Here is a 19,209-nt window from a genome sequence, read left to right as displayed (position 1 = left end):
CGTCGCTACCCCTCTTTCGCGCGACGCTCCCGATACGCGGCCACATGCTGGCGGTTGCCGCAGTTGCCGGTGTCGCAGAACTTGCCGGAGCGGTTGCGCGAAAGGTCGACCAGCACGGCATCGCAATCCGGCGCCGCGCACACCTTGAGCCGGCGCAACTCCCCGATGCGGATCAAGTCGGCCAGCGCCATCGCGATCTCGGCGCCCATGCGCTGCCACAACGGATCGTGCACCGACGCCAGATGTAGATGCCATTCCGGCTGTTCGGGATGCCGGGTCAGCCACGGCGACGCCTTGGTGTCGCTCAGCAGCGCGTTCACCTGCTCGACGGCGCGCACCTCGGCGTCGGCCGCGTCCCAGATCTTGCCGAGCCGCTCCCGCAGCCGATGAATCGAGGCCAACTCGGCGTCGTCGTGGTCGCGGCGGCCGGTCCAGCCGTAGCCGTCCAGGAAGGCGTCGAGGGCGGCCAAGTCGCCGAGGCACTCACCGTCCACCCGATCGCTGTTGACCAGCCCACATGCAGCGCGCAGTGTGAGCTCGGTGTCATGACTGAAAAGCATTTGACCCATGACCCCTTCTGGACGTAACGTCACGACCAAAGCGAATTTTACTCATTACATCCCGGAGGTGCAGCCATGGCGACGACTCAGTCAACGGTGGACCACTTCCGGTTCGGATTGTTGCTCGCGGTCGGCTCCGCCTTCGCCTTCGGGTCCTCAGGGCCGTTCGCCAAGTCGCTGATGGAGTCCGGCTGGAGCCCGACGGCGGCGGTCACGGCACGGCTCGCGGGCGGGGCGCTGCTGATGGCGATCTTCGCGACGATCGTCAAGCGCGACTGGGTCAGCGAGGCGCTGCACCACGGCAAGACCGTCGTCGCCTACGGCCTGATCCCGATCGCAGGCGCACAGTTGTGCTACTTCAACGCCGTCGCGCACCTGTCGGTAGGTGTCGCGCTGCTGTTGGAATACACCGCGCCGATCCTGGTGGTCGGATGGGTGTGGGCCACCACGCGACGTCGGCCGAGTGGACTCACGCTGACCGGCGTAGCACTGGCCATCGCGGGAATCATGTTGGTGCTGAACGTGTTTGCAGGTGCACACATCAACCTCATCGGTGTCGGTTGGGCACTGGCGGCCGCCGTCTGCGCGGCCTGCTACTTCGTGATGTCGTCGTCGGTGGCCACCGACGGCGACGGCCTCGACCCGATCACCTTGTCGGCCGCAGGCCTGATCGTCGGCGCGGCCGCTGTCGCTGTCCTCGGCGCCACCGGCGTGATGCCGTTGACCTTCACCACCAACACGGCGGTGGTCGCCGGGATGACGACATCTTGGTTGGTGCCCGTCATCGCGTTGGCACTCATCCCGACCGCGATCGCCTACACGCTGGGCATCATGGGCATCGCCCGGCTGCAGCCGCGGTTCGCGTCGCTGGTCGGGCTGTCCGAGGTGATGTTCGCCGTGCTCGCGGCCTGGGTGTTGCTGGGCGAGGCCATCACACTGAGCCAGGCGGTCGGCGGCATCGTCGTTCTCGTCGGGCTGACCCTGGCCCGACAGGGCGATCGCAGCGAGAAGCTGGCCGAGGCGTCCTGGCCTGACGCCCCCGTCAGCGGATCCGCGTTAGGAGCAAAGGGTTAGCCGCAGTTGATCGAGATATGTGAAGATGACCGGCGTGACTTCGCTCCGCATAACGGCCCGGTTGTCCGCGATCATCTCCACCCTCGTCGGCGCGGCCACGACGCTGGCGGTCGCCCCGGCGGCAGCGGCGGATCCCTGCCCCGACATCGAGGTCATCTTCGCCCGCGGCACACATGACGCACCAGGGCTGGGAAATCCCGGGCAGGCCTTCGCCGACACGCTCAGAGGGCTCGTCGGCGGCCGCACCCTCAACACCTACGCGGTGAACTACCCCGCGAGCTACGACTTCCTCGAGGCGGCGACCGGCGCCACCGACGCCGCCAACCACATCGCGACGATGGCTGCCTCCTGCCCCTCGACGAAGCTGGTCCTCGGCGGCTACTCGCAGGGAGCGGCCGTGGTCGACATGCTGGCCGGCGTCCCGCCGCTGGGCAACAAGATCGGTGACATCGGGTCCGCGCCGCCGCTGGCGAGCAATCTGGTGCCCAATGTCGCGGCGGTGGCGGTGTTCGGTAACCCGGCGACGAAGTTCAGCAATCCGATCACCTCGTCGGTCTTCGGCGGTCGCGCCATCGACCTCTGCAAGGACGGCGATCCCATCTGCTCGCGCGGCCGGAACCCGTTCGCCCATAGCGATTACGTGAGCGCAGGGCTGACGGACCAGGCCGCGAACTTCGTCGCGGGCATCATTTAGCCCAGCTATCGGCTATCATTTGTCGTGCCTGTGAATCGAATTCGCCGCCTCGCCGTCGCCGCTGCCGCGGCCTGCGCCGGTGTCCTCGCAACAACGGTGTCGCCCATGCCAATTGGGGTCGCTTCGGCCGACGACTGCCCTGACATCGAAGTGGTGTTCGCCCGTGGCACCAACGACGCACCGGGCCTGGGCAACGTCGGTGACGCGTTCGTCTCCGCATTGCGCGACAAGGTCGGCGGCCGGTCGGTGGGCGCGTATGCCGTGAACTACCCCGCCAATTTCGACTTCCTCGCGGCAGCCGACGGCGCCAACGACGCCAGCGCGCACATCCAGTACATGATCAACAACTGCCCCAACACCCGGTTGGTGCTCGGCGGCTATTCGCAGGGCGCAGCCGTGATCGACGTCATCAGCGCGGTGCCGATGCCGGTGCTGGGTTTCAACAACCCGCTGCCGGCGAACGTGCCCGACCACGTCGCAGCCATCGCCGCGTTCGGCAACCCGTCCGCGAAACTGGGGCTCCCGCTGACCGTCAGCCCGGTCTACGGCGGCAGGGCCATCGACCTGTGCAATGCCAATGACCCGATCTGCCAGACCGACGGGGAAAGCGTCGCGGCGCACCGGGCCTATCCGGGCGGGCCGACCAATCAGGCGGCGAACTTCGTCGCAGGTCTGCTGTGAGTAGCCGGCCTCATATTGACGCGAAGGTCCGCACTGTCATTTAGGATCGGCTAAGTGGGGATTGATCTTGACCCTCGCCGACGGGTCCGACGAGGTCTAATAGTCGCTTGTGCAGCGATTCTCGCTGCTACCGGTCTGATGGCGCCGGCCTTGGCACCGACCCGCGGCGCCATCCCGTCGGCAGCTGCGGCCTGCCCAGCGGTGGAGGTGATCTTCGCCCGCGGCCGACTGGAGTCGCCGGGCGTCGGTGTCCTGGGCAACGCGTTCGTCAACGCGCTGCGGTCGAAGACCAACAAGAACATCGCGGTTTATGCGGTCCGTTATCCCGCCGACAATCAGGTCGATGTCGGGGCCAACGACATGAGCGCCCACATCCAATCGATGATCAACAGTTGTCCCGATACGCGACTGGTGCTGGGCGGGTACTCGCTGGGCGCGGCGGTCACCGATGTCGTGCTGGCGGTGCCGTTCGAGTTCTTCGGGTTCGACAACCCGCTGCCACCCGGCGCGGATCAGCACATCGCCGCCGTCGCGCTGTTCGGTAACGGTGTCGCCTGGGTCGGCCCGATCACCAACTTCAACCCGATCTACCGCGACAGGACCATCGAGTTGTGTCACGGTGCCGATCCGATCTGCAATCCGGCCGATCCCGATACGTGGGAAGCGAACTGGCCCGCCCACCTCGCCAACGCGTACATCGGTGCCGGCATGGCGAATCAGGCCGCGGATTTCGTCGCTGGCCGCATCTAGTCGATGACGCGCAGGTCTCGTGTGACAGTGGTGCGCGCCTCCAGTTGATCGTCGGGCGGATAATCCACCCCGACCAACGTCAGGCCGTGCGCCGGCGCCGCCGCGAAATCACTGGACCGCTGAGTGACGGTCAACAGCCCTGCGCACCAGTCTGGTTCGCGTCGATGCTCGCCGACCGCCAGCAGCGCGCCGACCAGTGACCTCACCATCGACCAGCAGAACGCGTCGGCGCTGACGTAGGCGGTGACCCGGTCACCGTCCCTTTTCCAGTCCAGCCGCTGCAGGTCGCGAATCGTGGTGGCGCCCTCCCGCTGTCGGCAGAAGGCGGCGAAGTCGTGCAGTCCCACGAGATGTCGTGACGCCGCGGACATCGCGTCGACGTCCAGCGGTCGGGGCCATGCCGTCACGAACCGCGCCTCCTGAGGCTCGACACCGTACGGGGCGGTCGACAACCGGTAGACGTAGTGCCTGCGCAGCGCCGAGAATCGGGCGTCGAAACCCGGTGCCGCACGGCTGATGCCGAGGACCCGGACATCGGCGGGCAGGAACCGGGCAAGGCGACGCACCAGCGGCAGGAACTCGCTGTCCCCCTCGCGCGTCGTACGCGGGGACGCATTCGGCAGGGCGTCGGAAGGAACGTCGACGTGCGCCACCTGAGCCGTCGCATGCACGCCCGCGTCGGTGCGTCCGGCCGCCCGCAATTGAACAGGCACGCGAAACACCGTCGACAGTGCGTCGTCGAGAATGCCCGCGACGGTCCGCTGCCCGGCCTGTAGTGCCCACCCGGCGAATTCGGTTCCGTCGTAAGCGATATCGAGCCGAAGACGAACAAACCCGCCACCGGAATCGATGGCGGGCCCGTTCATGGCTTCGCTACTTGGCGTCGTCGGCCTCAGCTTCGGCCTCCGCGGTCTGAGCGTCCTCGATGGCCGCGTCTTCCGCTTTGACCTCCTCGACCGACTCCGCAACCTCGGCCGGAGCGTCCTCCACCACAGCGTCCTCGGCAGCAGCGTCCTCGGCAACAGGCTCGGCCTTGGCAGGCGCGGCCTTCTTCGAGGCGGCGGCGCGACGCGCCCTGTTGGCCTCGTCGGTCACCGTCTTCTCCCGCACCAGTTCGATGACCGCCATCGGGGCGTTGTCGCCCTTGCGGTTCTCGACCTTGATGATGCGGGTGTAGCCGCCGTTACGGTCGGCGTAGAACGGCCCGATTTCGGCGAACAGGGCGTGCACCACGTCCTTGTCGCGGATCTTCTTCATCACCTCACGCCGGTTGTGCAGCGCACCCTTCTTGGCGTGGGTGATCAGCTTCTCCGCATAGGGCCGCAAGGCCCGAGCCTTGGGCTCGGTCGTCTTGATCCGGCCGTGCTCGAACAGCGACGTGGCCAGGTTGGCCAGAATCGCCTTCTGGTGCGAGGACGACCCGCCGAGGCGAGGGCCCTTGGTGGGCTTAGGCATTTTGAACCTCAGGCATTGCGACTTCTCCTATGTGGGGCCGACCCCCGTATCAGGTAGGGCCGGGACGGATTACTTCTTAGAGCTGTTCAGTTTCGGCGTAGTCCTGGTTGTCGTCCAGGTCGTAGCCGGCGTCACTGTTCCAGGTGCCGGTGGCAACGTCGTAACCGGCGACCTCGGACGGATCGAAGGTGGCCGGGCTGTCCTTCAGCGAGAGACCCAGCTGATGCAGCTTGATCTTCACCTCGTCGATGGACTTCTGGCCGAAGTTGCGGATGTCCAGCAGATCGGACTCCGTGCGGGCCACGAGCTCGCCCACCGTGTGCACACCCTCGCGCTTGAGGCAGTTGTACGACCGCACCGTGAGGTCCAGATCGTCGATCGGCAGCGCGAAGCTGGCGATGTGATCCGCCTCGGCAGGCGACGGGCCGATCTCGATGCCCTCGGCTTCGACGTTGAGTTCGCGTGCCAGACCGAACAATTCGACCAGCGTCTTACCCGCCGACGCCAGCGCGTCCCGAGCGGTGATCGAACTCTTGGTCTCGACGTCGAGGATCAGCTTGTCGAAGTCGGTGCGCTGCTCGACGCGGGTGGCCTCCACCTTGTAGGTGACCTTCAGCACCGGCGAGTAGATGGAATCGACTGGGATGCGGCCGATTTCGGCACCCGACGCCTTGTTCTGCACGGCTGGCACGTAGCCGCGGCCGCGCTCGACGACCAGCTCGACCTCGAGCTTGCCCTTGTCGTTCAGCGTCGCGATGTGCATCTCGGGGTTGTGCACCGTCACACCGGCAGGCGGAACGATGTCACCCGCGGTGACCTCACCCGGGCCCTGCTTACGCAGGTACATGGTGACCGGCTCGTCCTCCTCGGACGACACGACCAGACCCTTGAGGTTCAGGATGATGTCGGTGACGTCTTCCTTGACCCCGGGGACGGTGGTGAACTCGTGCAGCACACCGTCGATGCGAATGCTGGTGACCGCCGCGCCCGGGATGGACGACAGCAGCGTGCGCCGAAGCGAATTGCCAAGCGTGTAACCGAATCCGGGCTCCAGCGGCTCGATGACGAACTGCGACCGGTTCTCGGACTTGACCTCTTCGGACAGGGTGGGTCGCTGAGAAATCAGCATTTTCTTCTTCTCCTCCTCGGCACCCGCTATTTGATGCCGTTTGGGTTCTCCCGCGGCGGTTACCGCGAAAGAAGTCTTACTTCGAGTACAGCTCGACGATCAGCTGCTCCTGCAGCGGGATATCGATCTGCGCGCGCTCCGGCAACTGGTGCACCAGGATCCGCTGACGCTCGCCGACCACCTGCAGCCAGCCTGGGATCGGACGGTCGCCCGCGGTCTCGCGTGCGACTTCGAACGGCAACGTGTTCAGCGACTTCGGCTTGACGTCGATGATGTCGTACTGCGACACCCGGTAGCTCGGGATGTCCACCTTGACGCCGTTGACGGTGAAGTGGCCGTGGCTGACCAGCTGCCGCGCCATGCGACGCGTTCGGGCCAGGCCGGCACGGTAGATCACGTTGTCGAGCCGGCTCTCGAGGATGCGCAGCAGGTTGTCACCGGTCTTGCCGGGCAGCCGGTTGGCCTCTTCGTAGTAGCGGCGGAACTGCTTCTCCATCACGCCGTAGGAGAAGCGGGCCTTCTGCTTCTCCTGCAGCTGCTGGCGGTACTCGCTCTCCTTGACCCGCGCACGGCCGTGCTGACCGGGCGGGTAGGGGCGCTTCTCGAACGACTGATCGCCGCCGACCAGGTCGACGCCGAAGCGGCGCGACTTGCGGGTGGCGGGTCCCGTGTAACGAGCCATAAGTCAGATTCCTCCTAGACCCTGCGCCGCTTCGGCGGACGGCAACCGTTGTGCGGCTGCGGCGTGACGTCGGAAATGGCGCCGACCTCGAGGCCGGCGGCCTGCAGTGACCGGATGGCGGTCTCGCGGCCCGAACCCGGGCCCTTCACGAACACGTCGACCTTCTTCACGCCGTGCTCCTGCGCCTTGCGCGCAGCGTTCTCGGCGGCCAACTGTGCGGCGAACGGGGTCGACTTACGCGAACCCTTGAAGCCGACGTGACCCGACGACGCCCAGGCGATGACGTTGCCCTGCGGATCGGTGATCGACACGATCGTGTTGTTGAACGTGCTCTTGATGTGCGCGGCGCCGTGCGGGACGTTCTTCTTTTCCCTGCGGCGGGTCTTCTGCCCCTTCTTCGCCGCGGCACCCTTTTTTGCTGGTGGCATTTGCTTACCTGGCCTTCTTCTTGCCGGCGATGGTGCGCTTCGGGCCCTTGCGGGTGCGCGCATTGGTCTTGGTCCGCTGGCCGCGCACCGGCAGGCCACGGCGGTGCCGCAGGCCCTGGTAGCAGCCGATCTCGATCTTGCGGCGAATGTCGGCCTGCACCTCGCGGCGCAGATCGCCCTCGACCTTGAGGTTGGCTTCGATGTAGTCGCGCAACTGGGTGACCTGATCGTCGGTCAGGTCCTTGGTGCGCAGGTTCCGGTCAATGCCGGTGGCTTCCAGGATCTCCTGGGAGCGGGTACGGCCGATGCCGTAGATGTAGGTCAGCGCGATCTCCATGCGCTTATCGCGCGGAAGATCGACGCCCACGAGACGTGCCATCAGGCGGTGTTCCTTCTTCTATGCGGAGGTCTGGTCCCAGTCCGTTCCCTCGTAGTGGGGTCCGGCCTCCGTGCCGGACGTGATTGAGCGGCGCTGATTCGTCTTTTTGGCGCTGACGCGCCGGGCAACTCAGTGGTACTGGGGTTTCATCATTCAGTTGTCGGCAGCTTGCGCTGATCAGCCTTGGCGCTGCTTGTGGCGCGGATCTGAGCAGATCACCATGACCCGCCCATGCCGACGGATCACCCTGCACTTGTCGCATATGGGCTTGACGCTCGGGTTCACCTTCACGGCTGTCGTCGATCCTTCTCGTTCTGTCGTCTTACTTGTACCGGTAAACAATGCGGCCCCGGGACAGGTCGTAGGGAGACAACTCCACCACGACGCGATCCTCGGGCAGGATGCGGATGTAGTGCTGCCGCATCTTGCCGCTGATGTGGGCGAGCACCTTGTGACCGTTCTCCAGCTCAATGCGGAACATCGCATTGGGCAGAGGTTCGACCACGCGGCCCTCGACCTCGATGGCACCGTCTTTCTTGGCCATTATGTTTCGGAGATCCTCCGTGTCCCTGTAGATCGTTGGCGCCGGCGTCGGCGCAGCTTTCGTCCGACTACAAAACGTGGGCCTGTAGCCAGAAATTCCAGCTTGTCGAGGACAGAGAGCACGCAGGAGCCGGCGCGGAAACCGCACCGTCGATCTATGATACCCGTTCGGCGGCGTGCCCCAAAATCGCTGAAGGCCCAGGCCAGCGGGGCCATCCTAGGCTGATAACCGCTGGACGACGGGAGCATACTGATAACCGATGACTGCACCGGTCTCTACGCCCCGTAAACCCGTCTTGCTGACAGTCGACGACGACCCCGCTGTATCGCGTGCCGTCGCGCGCGACCTGCGCCGCCACTACGGCGATCGTTACCGGATCGTGCGCGCCGAAACGGGCCTGGACGCCCTGGAAACCCTCAACGAGCTCAAGCTGCGCGGCGACACCGTCGCCGTGTTCGTCGCCGACTACCGGATGCCGCAGATGAGCGGCATCGAGTTCCTCGAAGAGGCGATGGATATTTACCCACTCGCCCGCCGCGTGCTGCTGACCGCGTACGCCGACACCCACGCCGCCATCGACGCGATCAACGTCGTCGACCTGGACCACTACCTGCTCAAGCCGTGGGATCCGCCGGAAGAGAAGCTGTACCCGGTGATCGACGGCCTGCTCGAGGCCTGGCACGCCACCGGCGACCGCGCGATCCCGCACACCAAGGTGATCGGCCACCGCTGGAACGAGCGGTCCTGGGAGGTGCGCCAGTTCCTGGCCCGTAACCAGCACTCGTTCCGCTCGTTCAACGCCGACGAACCCAAAGGCAAACAGCTGCTGGACGCGGCGGGCCTGGACGGCTTCCAGCTTCCCGTCGTGATCACCGAGCAGGGCGAGACACTCGTCGAACCGACCGACGCCGAACTCGCGGGCATGCTCGGCCTGTCCACCACCCCGTCGCTGGAGATGTACGAACTCGCGGTCATCGGCGGCGGCCCCGCAGGTTTGGCGGCCGCGGTGTACGGCGCCTCGGAAGGCCTGAAGACCGTGCTCATCGAGGAGACCACCACCGGCGGGCAGGCCGGCCGCAGCTCCAGGATCGAGAACTACCTCGGTTTCGAGATGGGCATCTCGGGTGCGGAGTTGACGACGTCGGCGCGCAGGCAGGCCGAGCGCTTCGGCGCCGAGGTCATCACCACCCGCAAAGCCGTCGCGCTGCACGCCGGCGACAGCGGCACTGCGCGCACCATCGAGTTCGCCGACGGCAGCACCATCGCCGCGCAGGCCGTCATCCTGGCCACCGGCGTCTCCTACCGCCAGCTGCAGGGCGTCCGAGGTTGTTGGGACGACCCGGACGACGGCGCCTGCAACTACATCGGCCGCGGGGTGTTCTACGGCGCATCGGTGTCCGATTCCAGCGAGTGCGAGGGCGAGGACGTCTACATCGTCGGCGGCGCCAACTCGGCGGGCCAGGCGGCGATGTTCATGTCGAAGACCGCGAAACACGTGACGATGCTGGTGCGTGGCCCGTCGCTGGAGGCGTCGATGTCCTACTACCTCATCCAGCAGATCGAGAGGAATGACAAGATCTCGGTCCGGGTATGCACCGAGGTCGTCGACACCATCGGTGAGGACGACCACCTGACCGGCCTGGTGTTGCACAACAAGCAGAGCGGCGAGAAGGAAACAGTCAACGCCGACCGGCTGTGCTGCTTCATCGGCGCCGAGCCGCGCACCGACTGGCTCGACGTGGTGGCCAAGGACGACCACGGTTTCATCCTGTCCGGTCCGGACCTCAAGGACGTCTCCGGGTGGACGCTGGATCGCCCGCCGCACCATTTGGAAACAAGTGTGCCGGGTGTGTTTGTTGCAGGTGATGTGCGAGCCGAATCCGCCAAGCGGGTGGCAGCAGCCGTCGGCGAAGGGTCGATGGCGGTGATGTTGGTGCACCGCTACCTAGCGGAAACTTAGGAAGAAGTCGACATGGGCGAGACCGGAAGCAAATGCCTGCCTGACGAGCTGCGGACGCTGTTCCTGTTCGAGGCTTTGACCGACGACCAGCTGCAGATGCTGTGCGAAAACGGCCATATCGAGTCTTTCGAGCCCGGCCCGATCGTCGTCGAAGGCGAACCGGCCACCTGCTTCTACGTTCTGCTCGACGGCGAGCTGATCATGTCCAAGCGGTCCGCAGGTATGGACATCGTGACGGGCCGGACGTCGCAGCGCGGCGTCTACTGCGGTGCGTGGTCGGCGTATGTGCCCGCCGAGGAACACCTCTACGAGGCCTCGGTGCGGGTGACCAAGCCGTCGCGGTTCTTCGTGCTCGACGCCGAAGCGTTCGCCACCTTCATGCGCAGCCAGTTCCCGATGGCGGTGCATCTGCTCGAGGGGCACATGGTCGGCGGCCTGCGCCAGCGCCAGATCATCGGACAGCGGGAGAAGCTGCTCGCGTTGGGCACCATCACCGCGGGCCTCACCCACCAGCTCAACAATCCGGCCGCCGCCATCTCCCGCGACGTATCCGACCTGCGCGAGAACGTCGGCAAGATGCGTCACAAGCTGTCGATGCTCGCCGACGGCAAGTTCACCCCCGAGGCGCTGCGGGTGCTGGTGTCCATCCAGGACGAGGTGGCCGAGCAGGTGGCCAAGGCCAAGACGCACGAACTCAGTCCGCTGGAGACCTCCGACCGCGAGGACGAGATCGGCGACTGGCTGGAGGACCACGGCATCGCCAGCGGGTGGGATTATGCGCCGACGTTCGTCGAGGCCGGCCTGGACATCGACTGGCTGGAACGCGTCGAGGCGTCGATTGACGATGTCGACTGCTCAGCCACGCTGCAAAGCGCGATCGGCTGGCTGAAATACACCATCGACACCGAACTCTCGGTGAATCGGATCGCCGAGGCGAGCAAGCGGATCTCGGCGCTGCTGGCGGGCACCAAGCAGTACTCGCAGATGGACAGGGCGCCGTATCAGTCGGCCGACATCCACGATCTGTTGAAGAGCACGCTGATGATGTTCGGCGAGAAGATCAACAACAAAGAGGGCCCGATCAAATGCGTCAAGGACCTCGACAGGTCGCTGCCCGAATTGCTCTGCTACCCAGGCGATCTCAACCAGGTCTGGACGAACATCATCGACAACGCGATTCAGGCGATGGATGGCCACGGCACGCTGACGCTGCGAACCGCGCGCGAGGGCGACGACATGATCCGCGTCGAGATCGGCGACGACGGCCCCGGCATCCCCGAGGACATCATCGACCGCATCTTCACTCCGTTCTTCACCACCAAGCCGTTCGGCGAAGGCACCGGCCTCGGCCTCGACCTGGCGTGGCGCATCGTGGTGGAAAAGCATCACGGCAATCTGCGCGTGGAATCAAAGCCCGGCGAGACCAAGTTCATCGTGACGCTGCCACTGCAGGCGCCCGCACCCGAACTTCCGACACCGACGGAGCTTCCTGCCGGACTGGAATAGCGGCGACCCGGTCGAAGTTAACCCGACCATGACGAAGCCCAATCTCGGTCCCTACGGCGTATTCGGCCACCACCAGCTGTGGCAACAACTCAGTCCGACGCAACTCAAAGACATCGAAGCGCTCGGCTACGGCGCGATCTGGGCGGGCGGGTCGCCCGCCGCCGAGTTGGCCTGGGTGGAGCCACTTCTGGAACCGACCACCACGCTGCAGGTCGCCACGGGCATCGTGAACATCTGGACGGCCGACGCAGGTCCGGTCGCCGAGTCCTACCACCGCATCGACGCCGCCTACCCGGGCCGCTTCCTGTTGGGTATCGGCGTCGGCCACCCCGAGGCGGGCCACGAGTACCGCAAGCCCTACGACGCGCTGGTGGAGTACCTGGACAAGCTCGACGAGCACGGCGTTCCAAAAGACCGCCGGGTCGTCGCGGCGTTGGGACCCCGGGTGCTCAAGCTGTCCGCGCGCCGCGCCGCGGGCCCGCACCCCTATCTGACGACGCCCGAGCACACTGCGCAGGCCCGCGAACTCCTCGGCCCCGACGCGTTCATCGCGCCAGAGCACAAGGTCGTGCTGACCACCGACGCCGAAAAGGCGCGCGCCGTCGGCCGCAAGGCGCTCGAGATTTACCTCAACCTGACGAATTACCTCAACAGCTGGAAACGTCTCGGGTTCAGTGATGAAGAGGTCGCAAAACCGGGTAGTGACCGTCTGGTGGACGCGGTCGTCGCCTACGGCACGGTCGACGCGATCGCGGCGCGACTCAAGGAGCACGTGGACGCGGGCGCCGACCATGTGCCGGTGCAGGTGTTGACCTCGCCGGACAAGTTGGTGCCTGCGCTTGCCGAACTGGCCGGACCGCTCGGACTGAAGTAAGGGGAACTGGACATGACCGAACTCAAACCGGACCTCGGCCGCTACGGGGTGTGGACCTTCGGATCGCCGGGACCGGAGCAGGCCGCCGAGATCGAAAAGCTCGGCTACGGCGCACTGTGGGTCGGCGGTTCACCCAAGGGGGATCTGGCGTTCGTCGAGCCGATCCTGGAGCAGACGCAGACGCTGCAGGTGGCCACCGGCATCGTCAACATCTGGACGGCAGACGCCGGCGAGGTGGCCGAGTCGTATCACCGCATCGAGAAGGCGTTCCCTGGTCGCTTCCTGCTGGGCGTCGGGGTCGGCCACCCCGAACACACCCAGGAGTACCGCAAGCCATACGACGCGTTGGTGGAGTATCTCGACGTGTTGGACGCCAACAAGGTGCCGACCAGCCGCCGGGTGATCGCCGCGCTCGGCAAGAAGGTGCACGAGTTGGCTGCGAAGCGCAGCGCGGGCGCGCATCCGTACCTGACGACGCCGGAGCACACCGCGCTGGCGCGCGAATGGATAGGGCCGACAGTGTATTTGGCGCCCGAGCACAAGGTGGTGCTGACTAGCGATGCCGAGCAGGCCCGCGCGATTGGCCGCGAGACCGTGGACTTCTACCTGAGTCTGAGCAACTACCTCAACAACTGGAAGCGGCTCGGCTTCACCGACGAGGACATCGCAAAGCCGGGTAGCGACAAGCTGATCGATGCCGTGGTCGCGCACGGCAGCGCCGCCGACATCGCCAAGCGGCTGAACCAGCATCTGGACGCCGGCGCCGATTCGGTGTTGATCCAGGTGCTCGGCGGCCCGGACAAGCTGTTGGAAACGTTGACCGAACTGGCGGGACCACTCGGGCTGACACCGGCCCGCTAGGGCCTCAGGACTGTTCGGCCTGCAGCGAGGCGACGCGCGCCTCGAGTCTGGTGTTGTCGGCTTCCAAGGCCGCGTTGCGCGCTTCCAGTTCGAGGATGCGCGCGACGGCGGCCAGGTTGACCCCGTCGTCGGTGAGTTCGGTGATGCGGCGCAGCGTGGCGAGGTCCCGGTCGCTGTAGCGGCGCGTGCCTCCGTCGGTTCGGTGCGGGGTGAGCAGCCCGTGGCGCTCGTAGAGGCGCAGCGTCTGGGGGCCGAGACCGGACAATTCCGCGGTGACCGAGATGCTGTACACCGCGCGCACCGACCTGCCGTCCGTCGACTCAGTCATGCCCAGAACTCTCCTTGCCAAGATTTCTCGTCAGTGCTATCACAAATCTATAGCAATAGACATAGATCTGGCGCATTTGACGTAGGAGGTGGACAAGATGTTGATGCGCACGGACCCATTCCGCGAATTCGATCGCTGGACGCAGCAGGTGCTCGGCACGGCACCGAGGCCCGCGGTCATGCCGACCCGCGCCGGGCGACGACACGGACATGGTTGCCGCTGAACGCCCGCATGGGGTGTTCAGTCAGGACGGCGTATTGCGGCTCACCATTCCGATTGCCGGACACGCCAAGCCTCGCCGCATCGAAGTCAGCCGCAGCGACGAAAAGGTGCCGATCACCGCTTGGTGGTCGTCGATGACCACCACCGCAACCGACTCAGGGGAGGTGATGCACTGAGGAGTACTTCGGACTCTCAGAACCGTTGTGCTAGAACAGTTCCCATTGTGACGGCGTCATCCGACGAGACGCACGCGAGCCAGCGATGATGGCACGGGGAACTGCTGGCACGTTGTCTCTTTGTCAGCGCGGAAACGTGGAAGCCATGGATGACGACGCCTTCGACCCGTACGCCGTGTTGGGCGTCCCGGTGACGGCGAGCCGCGAGCAGATCACTCGTGCCTACCGCCGCAAGCTGCGGGCGTTGCATCCGGACACCAGAGACGCGGCGCCGACGGATCCGGCCGCCGACGAACAGCTTCGGCGAATCATGGCCGCTTATGCCGCCCTGCGCACGCGGCCGGCCGATCGGACACCGCGTTCCGGCCCTGTCCGCATACCGGTCAGGCACGGCCGCCCACGCTGACGAAGCCCGCTAGGGTTCTACCCATGCGGTTGCTCGTCACCGGTGGCGCCGGTTTCATCGGCGCCAACTTCGTGCATGCGAGCGTGCGCGAGCACCCCGACATTCACCTGACGGTGCTCGACGCGTTGACCTACGCGGGTAGCCGCGAATCACTCGCGCAGGTCGAAGACGACATCCGCCTGGTCCAGGGCGACATCACCGATGCCGAGTTGGTGTCCAAGCTCGTCGCCGAGTCTGACGCCGTCGTGCACTTCGCCGCGGAGACGCACGTCGACAACGCGCTGGCCGATCCCGAGCCGTTCGTGCACACCAACGTCGTCGGCACCTTCACGATCCTGGAGGCGGTGCGCCACCACGGTGTCCGCCTGCACCACGTGTCGACCGACGAGGTGTACGGCGACCTGGAATTGGGTTCGGCGCAACGGTTTACCGAATCGACGCCGTACAACCCGTCCAGCCCGTACTCGTCGACAAAAGCAGGGGCCGACTTGCTGGTGCGCGCGTGGGTGCGGTCCTATGGGGTGGCTGCGACCATCTCGAACTGCTCCAACAACTACGGGCCATATCAGCACGTGGAGAAGTTCATCCCCCGGCAGATCACGAATGTGTTGTCCGGACGACGGCCCAAGTTGTACGGCACCGGCGCCAATGTCCGGGACTGGATCCATGTCGATGACCACAACAGCGCGGTCTGGCGAATCCTGACCGACGGCCAGATCGGCCGCACGTATCTGATTGGCGCAGAAGGGGAACGAGACAACCTGTCGGTGATGCAGACGATCCTGCGGTTGATGGGCCACGACCCCGCCGATTTCGACCACGTCACCGACCGCGCCGGGCATGACCTGCGGTACGCGATCGATCCGACACCGCTGTACTCCGAACTCGGCTGGAGCCCGAAGCACACCGACTTCGAGGAAGGCCTGCGGGCCACCATCGGCTGGTACCGCGACAACGAATCCTGGTGGCGGCCACTCAAAGACGCCGTCGAGGCCGGTTACGAGGAGCGGGGTCAGTGAAGGTTCGCGAACTGTCTGTCCCCGGCGCCTGGGAGATCACGCCGCAGGTGCACACCGACTCCCGGGGGCTGTTCTTCGAATGGTTCACCGACTCGGCGTTCACCGAGTTCGCGGGGCACCGTCTGGATCTGCGGCAGGCCAACTGCTCGGTGTCCGCGGCAGGTGTGCTGCGCGGGGTGCATTTCGCGCAGCTTCCACCGAGCCAGGCCAAATACGTGACCTGCCTGTCCGGATCGGTGTTCGACGTGGTGGTCGACATTCGGGTCGGCTCGCCCACCTTCGGCAAATGGGACGCCGTGGTGCTGGACACGCGCGAGCGTCGCTCGGTTTACCTGTCCGAGGGCCTGGGCCACGCGTTCCTCGCTCTCGAGGACGACTCCACGGTGATGTACCTGTGCTCGGCCGACTATGCGCCAGGCCGCGAGCACACCATCAATGCGCTCGACCCGGCGTTCGACATCGCGTGGCCTGCGGTCGATGGCGAACCGATCATGTCTGACCGCGACCGGGAGGCTCCGTCACTGGCGCAGGTGCAGGCCGCGGGTCTGCTTCCCACCTGGGACGACACCCGAAATTTCATCGCCGGCCTGCGACGATAAAAAACTTCCGGCCATTTTCGAAAAAGTGTGAAAGCACACTGCCGCGGTTGCTCCTACCCGCGAAGCCGCCCAGACCGGGGGCCAACCCCTTTGACGGGCAAGCCCCGCTGACCGCGACGAGGGGCCTTGCACACGCCGAGACGCTAATACTAGGATGTCCTAGTATTCAGCCGTTCGGGCGAGGGACTAACTCATGACCACACAGATTTCGCACTTCATCAATGGCAAGCGCACAGCAGGCCAGTCCACGCGCACCGCCGATGTGATGAACCCCAGCACCGGCGCCGTGCAGGCCAAGGTGCCGATGGCCTCGGCAGCCGACGTGGATGCCGCCGTCGCCGGCGCAGCCGAGGCGCAAAAAGAATGGGCGGCGTGGAATCCGCAGCGCCGGGCGCGCGTGATGATGCGCTTCATCGACCTGGTCAACCAGAACGTCGACGAGTTGGCCGAAACGCTGTCGCTCGAGCACGGCAAGACGGTCGCCGACTCCAAAGGCGATATCCAGCGCGGCATCGAGGTCATCGAGTTCGCGGTCGGCATCCCGCACCTGAGCAAGGGCGAGTACACCGAGGGCGCGGGCCCCGGCATCGATGTGTACTCGATGCGTCAGCCGCTCGGCGTCGTCGCGGGTATCACGCCGTTCAACTTCCCGGCGATGATCCCGCTATGGAAGGCGGGGCCAGCGCTGGCGTGTGGCAACGCATTCATCCTCAAGCCCAGCGAGCGTGACCCGTCAGTGCCGGTGCGGCTGGCGGAGTTGTTCCTCGAGGCGGGCCTGCCGCCGGGGGTGTTCCAGGTGGTGCACGGCGACAAGGAGGCCGTCGACGCGATCCTCGAGCATCCGGTCATCCAGGCCGTCGGCTTCGTCGGTAGCTCCGATATCGCGCAGTACATCTACTCCGGTGCGGCCGCCAACGGCAAGCGGGCGCAGTGCTTCGGCGGTGCGAAGAACCACATGATCGTGATGCCCGACGCCGACATGGACAACGCGGTCGACGCGTTGATCGGCGCGGGCTACGGCAGCGCCGGTGAGCGTTGCATGGCGATCAGCGTTGCCGTTCCGGTAGGCGAGCAGACCGCAGACCGGTTGCGCGCCAGGCTGATCGAGCGTGTGAACGGACTGCGCGTCGGCCACAGCCTCGACCCGAAGGCCGATTACGGCCCACTGGTCACCGAGGCCGCGCTGGCCCGAGTGAAGGACTACATCGCCCAGGGCATCGAGGCGGGCGCCGAGGCTGTCGTCGACGGGCGCGAACGTGCCAGCGACGACCTGCAATTCGGCGACGACAGCCTGGAGAACGGCTACTTCATCGGCCCGACGCTGTTCGACCATGTCACCCCCGACATGTCGATCTACACCGACGAGATCTTCGGGCCGGTGCTGTGCATCGTGCGGGCCAAGGACTACGAAGAGGCGCTGCGCCTGCCGACCGAGCACGAATACGGCAACGGTGTCGCGATTTTCACCCGCGACGGTGACACCGCGCGCGACTTCGTGTCCCGGGTGCAGGTCGGCATGGTCGGCGTGAACGTGCCCATTCCGGTGCCGGTGGCGTACCACACCTTCGGCGGTTGGAAGCGGTCCGGATTCGGCGACCTCAACCAGCACGGGCCGTCGTCGATCATGTTCTACACCAAGACCAAGACGGTGACGCAGCGCTGGCCGGCGGGCAGCCACGGCGCGGAGTTCGTCATCCCGACCATGAAGTAAATGGACTACTTCGGGCTGGACGACGACGAACGCGTGATCGCCGAGACGGCGGCCGCGTTCGCCGAGAAGCGCCTCGCGCCATACGCATTGGAGTGGGACGAGAAGCACCACTTCCCCACCGACGTGCTGCGTGAGGCCGCCGAACTCGGCATGGCGGTCATCTACTGTCGCGACGACGTTGGTGGCAGCGAGTTGCGCCGACTCGACGCGGTGCGCATCTTCGAGGAACTCGCGAAGGCCGATCCGACCATCGCGGCGTTCCTGTCCATTCACAACATGTGCGCGTGGATGGTCGACACGTTCGGCACCGATGCCCAGCGCAAAACCTGGGTGCCGCGGATGGCTTCGATGGAGGCCATCGCCTCCTACTGCCTGACCGAACCCGGCGCAGGATCCGATGCCAGTGCGTTGCGCACCAAGGCGGTCCGCGAAGGCGGCGACTACGTCATCGACGGCGTCAAGCAGTTCATCTCCGGCGCAGGCACATCTGACGTCTACGTGGTGATGGCCCGTACCGGCGCCGACGGTCCGCGCGGCATCTCTGCATTCGTCGTCGAAAAGGGAACGCCCGGACTGAGTTTCGGCGCCGACGAGCAGAAGATGGGTTGGAACGCCCAACCGACGGCGCAGGTCGTCTTCGAAGGCGTGCGGGTACCCGCGGACGCAATGCTCGGTGGCGCCGAGGGTGAGGGCACCGGGTTCGGTATCGCGATGAACGGGCTCAACGGCGGTCGGATCAACATCGCCGCCTGTTCGCTCGGCGGCGCCCAGGCCGCGTATGACAAGGCGTCGAGCTATCTGGCGGACCGCCAGGCATTCGGCGGCTCGCTGCTCGACGAACCCACCATCAGGTTCACCCTGGCCGACATGGCCACCGCGTTGCAGACGTCGCGCACCTTGTTGTGGCGCGCGGCGACCGCGTTGGACAACAACCACCCGGAGAAGGTCGAGTTGTGCGCGATGGCCAAGCGCTATGTCACCGACTCCTGCTTCGACGTGGCCGACCAGGCGCTGCAGTTGCACGGCGGCTACGGCTATCTGCGTGAGTATGGATTGGAGAAGATCGTCCGCGATCTTCGTGTGCACCGAATCCTCGAGGGAACCAACGAAATCATGCGTGTGGTCATCGGCCGGGCCGCGGCGGCCCGGGCCCGCGCGTCCGCGTAAGGAG

At 65.8% G+C, this 19,209-nt stretch carries 23 protein-coding genes and 1 pseudogene; 14 read left to right on the top strand and 10 right to left on the bottom strand.

Going from position 1 to position 19,209, the window contains the following annotated elements:
- Nucleotides 1-5: 5 nt before the first annotated feature.
- Nucleotides 6-560, bottom strand: coding sequence for a CGNR zinc finger domain-containing protein (locus tag C1A30_RS11250; protein WP_101950127.1), 555 nt, complete (start codon nucleotides 558-560; stop codon nucleotides 6-8).
- Between the two features lie 75 nt (nucleotides 561-635).
- Between C1A30_RS11250 and C1A30_RS11245 the strand changes: the two genes are divergently transcribed.
- From C1A30_RS11245 to C1A30_RS11230, 4 genes are all read left to right on the top strand, one after another.
- Nucleotides 636-1,634 (top strand): DMT family transporter, encoded by a 999-nt coding sequence (locus tag C1A30_RS11245; RefSeq protein WP_101948412.1) that lies wholly within the window; start codon nucleotides 636-638, stop codon nucleotides 1,632-1,634.
- A 25-nt stretch (nucleotides 1,635-1,659) separates the two neighbouring features.
- Nucleotides 1,660-2,328 (top strand): cutinase family protein, encoded by a 669-nt coding sequence (locus C1A30_RS11240; RefSeq protein ID WP_101950126.1) that lies wholly within the window; start codon nucleotides 1,660-1,662, stop codon nucleotides 2,326-2,328.
- Nucleotides 2,329-2,358: 30 nt separating this feature from the next.
- Entirely contained in the window at nucleotides 2,359-3,009 is a 651-nt protein-coding gene (locus tag C1A30_RS11235; protein ID WP_235010049.1) for a cutinase family protein, read from the top strand.
- Nucleotides 3,010-3,108: 99 nt separating this feature from the next.
- On the top strand, nucleotides 3,109-3,759 hold the full coding sequence (locus C1A30_RS11230) for a cutinase family protein (RefSeq protein WP_369974152.1): 651 nt from the start codon (nucleotides 3,109-3,111) through the stop codon (nucleotides 3,757-3,759).
- On the opposite strand, the gene truA is transcribed toward C1A30_RS11230, so the two are convergent.
- The 8 genes from truA to infA form a co-directional block, all read right to left on the bottom strand.
- Nucleotides 3,756-4,625, bottom strand: a complete 870-nt coding sequence (gene truA, locus C1A30_RS11225) for a tRNA pseudouridine(38-40) synthase TruA (protein ID WP_101948410.1) — start codon at nucleotides 4,623-4,625, stop codon at nucleotides 3,756-3,758. The genes C1A30_RS11230 and truA overlap by 4 nt on opposite strands.
- 7 nt (nucleotides 4,626-4,632) lie before the next feature.
- A complete protein-coding gene (gene rplQ, locus C1A30_RS11220; protein WP_101948409.1) occupies nucleotides 4,633-5,214 on the bottom strand; it encodes a 50S ribosomal protein L17 in 582 nt (193 codons plus the stop codon).
- 76 nt (nucleotides 5,215-5,290) lie between these two features.
- Nucleotides 5,291-6,343: a DNA-directed RNA polymerase subunit alpha gene (locus C1A30_RS11215; RefSeq protein ID WP_067794475.1), complete on the bottom strand. Its 1,053-nt coding sequence runs from the start codon at nucleotides 6,341-6,343 to the stop codon at nucleotides 5,291-5,293.
- Nucleotides 6,344-6,419: 76 nt separating this feature from the next.
- Nucleotides 6,420-7,025, bottom strand: coding sequence for a 30S ribosomal protein S4 (gene rpsD / locus C1A30_RS11210; RefSeq protein ID WP_067794477.1), 606 nt, complete (start codon nucleotides 7,023-7,025; stop codon nucleotides 6,420-6,422).
- Nucleotides 7,026-7,039: 14 nt separating this feature from the next.
- Nucleotides 7,040-7,453 (bottom strand): 30S ribosomal protein S11, encoded by a 414-nt coding sequence (gene rpsK / locus C1A30_RS11205; protein ID WP_101948408.1) that lies wholly within the window; start codon nucleotides 7,451-7,453, stop codon nucleotides 7,040-7,042.
- Between the two features lie 4 nt (nucleotides 7,454-7,457).
- On the bottom strand, nucleotides 7,458-7,832 hold the full coding sequence (rpsM, locus tag C1A30_RS11200) for a 30S ribosomal protein S13 (protein WP_101948407.1): 375 nt from the start codon (nucleotides 7,830-7,832) through the stop codon (nucleotides 7,458-7,460).
- Between the two features lie 177 nt (nucleotides 7,833-8,009).
- Nucleotides 8,010-8,123 (bottom strand): 50S ribosomal protein L36, encoded by a 114-nt coding sequence (gene rpmJ / locus C1A30_RS11195; protein ID WP_003879483.1) that lies wholly within the window; start codon nucleotides 8,121-8,123, stop codon nucleotides 8,010-8,012.
- Between the two features lie 31 nt (nucleotides 8,124-8,154).
- Complete coding sequence (gene infA / locus C1A30_RS11190) at nucleotides 8,155-8,376, bottom strand: translation initiation factor IF-1 (RefSeq protein ID WP_003418601.1); 222 nt, start codon at nucleotides 8,374-8,376, stop codon at nucleotides 8,155-8,157.
- A 259-nt stretch (nucleotides 8,377-8,635) separates the two neighbouring features.
- On the opposite strand from infA, the gene C1A30_RS11185 reads away from it, so the two are divergent.
- From C1A30_RS11185 to C1A30_RS11170, 4 genes are read left to right on the top strand one after another with little or no spacing between them, the layout of a single operon-like run.
- Nucleotides 8,636-10,336: an FAD-dependent oxidoreductase gene (locus C1A30_RS11185; protein ID WP_101948406.1), complete on the top strand. Its 1,701-nt coding sequence runs from the start codon at nucleotides 8,636-8,638 to the stop codon at nucleotides 10,334-10,336.
- 12 nt (nucleotides 10,337-10,348) lie between these two features.
- Nucleotides 10,349-11,842 carry an ATP-binding protein gene (locus tag C1A30_RS11180; protein ID WP_101948405.1) on the top strand — a complete coding sequence of 498 codons (1,494 nt, stop codon included), beginning with the start codon at nucleotides 10,349-10,351 and terminating at the stop codon, nucleotides 11,840-11,842.
- Nucleotides 11,843-11,870: 28 nt separating this feature from the next.
- Complete coding sequence (locus C1A30_RS11175; RefSeq protein ID WP_101948404.1) at nucleotides 11,871-12,716, top strand: LLM class F420-dependent oxidoreductase; 846 nt, start codon at nucleotides 11,871-11,873, stop codon at nucleotides 12,714-12,716.
- 12 nt (nucleotides 12,717-12,728) lie between these two features.
- Nucleotides 12,729-13,577 carry an LLM class F420-dependent oxidoreductase gene (locus C1A30_RS11170; protein ID WP_101948403.1) on the top strand — a complete coding sequence of 283 codons (849 nt, stop codon included), beginning with the start codon at nucleotides 12,729-12,731 and terminating at the stop codon, nucleotides 13,575-13,577.
- Nucleotides 13,578-13,581: 4 nt separating this feature from the next.
- On the opposite strand, the gene C1A30_RS11165 is transcribed toward C1A30_RS11170, so the two are convergent.
- The gene (locus C1A30_RS11165) at nucleotides 13,582-13,905 is read right to left on the bottom strand and encodes a heat shock protein transcriptional repressor HspR (protein WP_101948402.1); all 324 of its coding nucleotides are present in this window, start codon (nucleotides 13,903-13,905) and stop codon (nucleotides 13,582-13,584) included.
- Between the two features lie 97 nt (nucleotides 13,906-14,002).
- Between C1A30_RS11165 and C1A30_RS11160 the strand changes: the two are divergent.
- The 6 genes and pseudogenes from C1A30_RS11160 (at nucleotide 14,003) to C1A30_RS11135 (ending at nucleotide 19,205) form a co-directional block, all read left to right on the top strand.
- Nucleotides 14,003-14,303, top strand: a pseudogene (locus C1A30_RS11160) (hypothetical protein).
- Between the two features lie 145 nt (nucleotides 14,304-14,448).
- Nucleotides 14,449-14,709 (top strand): J domain-containing protein, encoded by a 261-nt coding sequence (locus C1A30_RS11155; protein WP_101948401.1) that lies wholly within the window; start codon nucleotides 14,449-14,451, stop codon nucleotides 14,707-14,709.
- A gap of 23 nt (nucleotides 14,710-14,732) precedes the next feature.
- A complete protein-coding gene (rfbB, locus tag C1A30_RS11150; RefSeq protein WP_101948400.1) occupies nucleotides 14,733-15,728 on the top strand; it encodes a dTDP-glucose 4,6-dehydratase in 996 nt (331 codons plus the stop codon).
- Nucleotides 15,725-16,327: a dTDP-4-dehydrorhamnose 3,5-epimerase gene (rfbC, locus tag C1A30_RS11145; RefSeq protein ID WP_101948399.1), complete on the top strand. Its 603-nt coding sequence runs from the start codon at nucleotides 15,725-15,727 to the stop codon at nucleotides 16,325-16,327. The genes rfbB and rfbC overlap by 4 nt, the downstream gene beginning before the upstream one ends.
- A 193-nt stretch (nucleotides 16,328-16,520) precedes the next feature.
- Nucleotides 16,521-18,038 carry a CoA-acylating methylmalonate-semialdehyde dehydrogenase gene (locus C1A30_RS11140; protein WP_101948398.1) on the top strand — a complete coding sequence of 506 codons (1,518 nt, stop codon included), beginning with the start codon at nucleotides 16,521-16,523 and terminating at the stop codon, nucleotides 18,036-18,038.
- Nucleotides 18,039-19,205 carry an acyl-CoA dehydrogenase family protein gene (locus tag C1A30_RS11135; protein WP_101948397.1) on the top strand — a complete coding sequence of 389 codons (1,167 nt, stop codon included), beginning with the start codon at nucleotides 18,039-18,041 and terminating at the stop codon, nucleotides 19,203-19,205.
- Nucleotides 19,206-19,209: the final 4 nt, after the last annotated feature.

It is taken from the genome of Mycobacterium sp. 3519A (assembly GCF_900240945.1).
Taxonomy (GTDB): domain Bacteria; phylum Actinomycetota; class Actinomycetes; order Mycobacteriales; family Mycobacteriaceae; genus Mycobacterium.
The sequence above is the reverse complement of the archived record's forward strand: the minus strand, read 5'-3'. Positions and strand labels throughout refer to the sequence as shown.

What these genes read in the sequence shown, in the direction of transcription:
- infA (WP_003418601.1), bottom strand. Translation starts at nt 8,376, where the DNA reads ATGGCCAAGAAAGACGGTGCCATCGAGGTCGAGGGCCGCGTGGTCGAA.
- rplQ (WP_101948409.1), bottom strand. Translation starts at nt 5,214, where the DNA reads ATGCCTAAGCCCACCAAGGGCCCTCGCCTCGGCGGGTCGTCCTCGCAC.
- rpsK (WP_101948408.1), bottom strand. Translation starts at nt 7,453, where the DNA reads ATGCCACCAGCAAAAAAGGGTGCCGCGGCGAAGAAGGGGCAGAAGACC.
- C1A30_RS11185 (WP_101948406.1), top strand. Translation starts at nt 8,636, where the DNA reads ATGACTGCACCGGTCTCTACGCCCCGTAAACCCGTCTTGCTGACAGTC.
- rpsD (WP_067794477.1), bottom strand. Translation starts at nt 7,025, where the DNA reads ATGGCTCGTTACACGGGACCCGCCACCCGCAAGTCGCGCCGCTTCGGC.
- C1A30_RS11245 (WP_101948412.1), top strand. Translation starts at nt 636, where the DNA reads ATGGCGACGACTCAGTCAACGGTGGACCACTTCCGGTTCGGATTGTTG.
- C1A30_RS11250 (WP_101950127.1), bottom strand. Translation starts at nt 560, where the DNA reads ATGCTTTTCAGTCATGACACCGAGCTCACACTGCGCGCTGCATGTGGG.
- truA (WP_101948410.1), bottom strand. Translation starts at nt 4,625, where the DNA reads ATGAACGGGCCCGCCATCGATTCCGGTGGCGGGTTTGTTCGTCTTCGG.
- rfbB (WP_101948400.1), top strand. Translation starts at nt 14,733, where the DNA reads ATGCGGTTGCTCGTCACCGGTGGCGCCGGTTTCATCGGCGCCAACTTC.
- C1A30_RS11180 (WP_101948405.1), top strand. Translation starts at nt 10,349, where the DNA reads ATGGGCGAGACCGGAAGCAAATGCCTGCCTGACGAGCTGCGGACGCTG.
- C1A30_RS11170 (WP_101948403.1), top strand. Translation starts at nt 12,729, where the DNA reads ATGACCGAACTCAAACCGGACCTCGGCCGCTACGGGGTGTGGACCTTC.
- C1A30_RS11215 (WP_067794475.1), bottom strand. Translation starts at nt 6,343, where the DNA reads ATGCTGATTTCTCAGCGACCCACCCTGTCCGAAGAGGTCAAGTCCGAG.
- C1A30_RS11155 (WP_101948401.1), top strand. Translation starts at nt 14,449, where the DNA reads ATGGATGACGACGCCTTCGACCCGTACGCCGTGTTGGGCGTCCCGGTG.
- C1A30_RS11135 (WP_101948397.1), top strand. Translation starts at nt 18,039, where the DNA reads ATGGACTACTTCGGGCTGGACGACGACGAACGCGTGATCGCCGAGACG.
- C1A30_RS11140 (WP_101948398.1), top strand. Translation starts at nt 16,521, where the DNA reads ATGACCACACAGATTTCGCACTTCATCAATGGCAAGCGCACAGCAGGC.
- C1A30_RS11240 (WP_101950126.1), top strand. Translation starts at nt 1,660, where the DNA reads ATGACCGGCGTGACTTCGCTCCGCATAACGGCCCGGTTGTCCGCGATC.
- C1A30_RS11175 (WP_101948404.1), top strand. Translation starts at nt 11,871, where the DNA reads ATGACGAAGCCCAATCTCGGTCCCTACGGCGTATTCGGCCACCACCAG.
- C1A30_RS11165 (WP_101948402.1), bottom strand. Translation starts at nt 13,905, where the DNA reads ATGACTGAGTCGACGGACGGCAGGTCGGTGCGCGCGGTGTACAGCATC.
- rpsM (WP_101948407.1), bottom strand. Translation starts at nt 7,832, where the DNA reads ATGGCACGTCTCGTGGGCGTCGATCTTCCGCGCGATAAGCGCATGGAG.